This is a genomic window from Kitasatospora sp. NPDC004240 (assembly GCF_053603215.1).
Genome location: NZ_JBSGFD010000444.1, coordinates 1 through 1,515, shown reverse-complemented (window position 1 = coordinate 1,515; position 1,515 = coordinate 1). Strand labels below are relative to the sequence as shown.

1 protein-coding gene is annotated in these 1,515 nt (G+C 65.0%); it reads left to right on the top strand.

Annotated elements, in window-relative coordinates; genetic code table 11:
- The first annotated feature begins 56 nt into the window (after nucleotides 1-56).
- Nucleotides 57-1,139 (top strand): RICIN domain-containing protein, encoded by a 1,083-nt coding sequence (locus ACWEQL_RS42400; RefSeq protein WP_452156965.1) that lies wholly within the window; start codon nucleotides 57-59, stop codon nucleotides 1,137-1,139.
- Nucleotides 1,140-1,515 lie beyond the last annotated feature (376 nt).

The window sequence follows — 1,515 nt, the reverse complement described above, 5'->3', positions numbered from 1 at the left end:
TAAGATACATACGGCGTTCCCTCAGCGGCCATTCATGATCCCTAAGCTCACGCCTCGTGAAGAACGTGAAGAAGACGATCGTGTTGCTCGCCTTGATAATGAGCTACTTCCCGCTGACCCCGACGGCGTTCGCGGCGGCCAAGTCGCCCGCGCAGGTAGCCGAGGACTGCGCCGACCCGAGGCCCACGCAGGCCGGGGACATCATCTACTGGGACCCCGAGTGCTACCTCACCTTCAAAAGCAGCAAGCAAGTATGGGGCGAGGCCACCATGCCCGACAAGCTCGGCAGTGGGAAGAGCCCCATCGCCTACGGCTGCACCAGTAGCGGCAGCGTGAGCGTCGCCGGAACCAAGAGCTCCTCCACCAGCTTCTCCTTCGGCCTCGACATCGGCGGGAAGAAGAAGTTCGGTGACTGGGAGGCCTCCGTCGGGCCCAAGCTCGGTTGGAGCTGGACCTGGAGCACCAGCGACACCCACACGCACACCGCCGCGGTCCCCCTGGGCAGCGTCGGCTGGATCGAGGTCAAGGAGCCGCTGATCGAGGCGGTCGTCGACATCGATGCCCGCTACGACGGCAACAAGAACGAGCTCGTCAAGAACGCGGTCGTCCGGGTGCCGGACACCAGCCGGTCCTTCGCCTGGTTGTATCAGAGCCGCAAGATGACCGACACGGAGCTGAGGGACATCTGCGGGCAGGACCCGCCGACCACCAAGACCTACGACATGTGGTCGGCCGGCGGCAAGGCTCCCTACAAGAACCTGCTGAGCGGCAAGTGCCTGGCCATCGGCCCCACCGTCCCCAACGGCGGGCTCGTGGTGCAGCGTACCTGCGACGGCGGGGCCGCGCAGAAATGGAACGCCGTCAAGGCGAGCAACGGCTATTTCACCATCCGCAACAACAACGGCTACTGCCTCACAGTCCCCTACAACAACGGCACCCCGCCCGGCCAGAACACCCAGCTCATGTGGTGGGGCTGCGAGACCCGCTGGGACTCGGGCAACCAGCTCTGGTCGGTCAACCCGACCAAGATCAGCGGTACCTACACCTTCGCCAACCAGTGGACGGGGCTCTGTCTCGCGCCGCACTCCAGTGAGATGACCAAGAACGGCGGCCGGGTGACCATCCGCAAGTGCGTGTAGCGGGATCGGTTGACCCCTCCTATGGAGTCCTCTGCGGAGTGGAGAAGACTCCGTAGGAGGGGCCCTATGGACTCTTCTGCAGGAGCGAACCGGACTCCAGTGGAGTGGAGTCCGCAGTGGAGCGGCTCTTGCCGGGTCTCCTGAGCAGGGGCGGTAAGATATCCGGCAAGACCTTGAGCTCTTTCAGTGGGAACTCTGTCGGGTGACGTGCGGTCGGCGGTTGACGAGTCTCCAGCCAGCTGGATCGCAGTGGGCCGCTCAGCTGTCGCGCCCGGTCGTGTCACCCGATCGGTGGGCGGGTTGAAAGGGCTCCTTGCCCGGCGCCGGTCTTGCCCGCCCCGGTCCCAGGGGCATTGCATGGTTGCGGCCTGTCCGG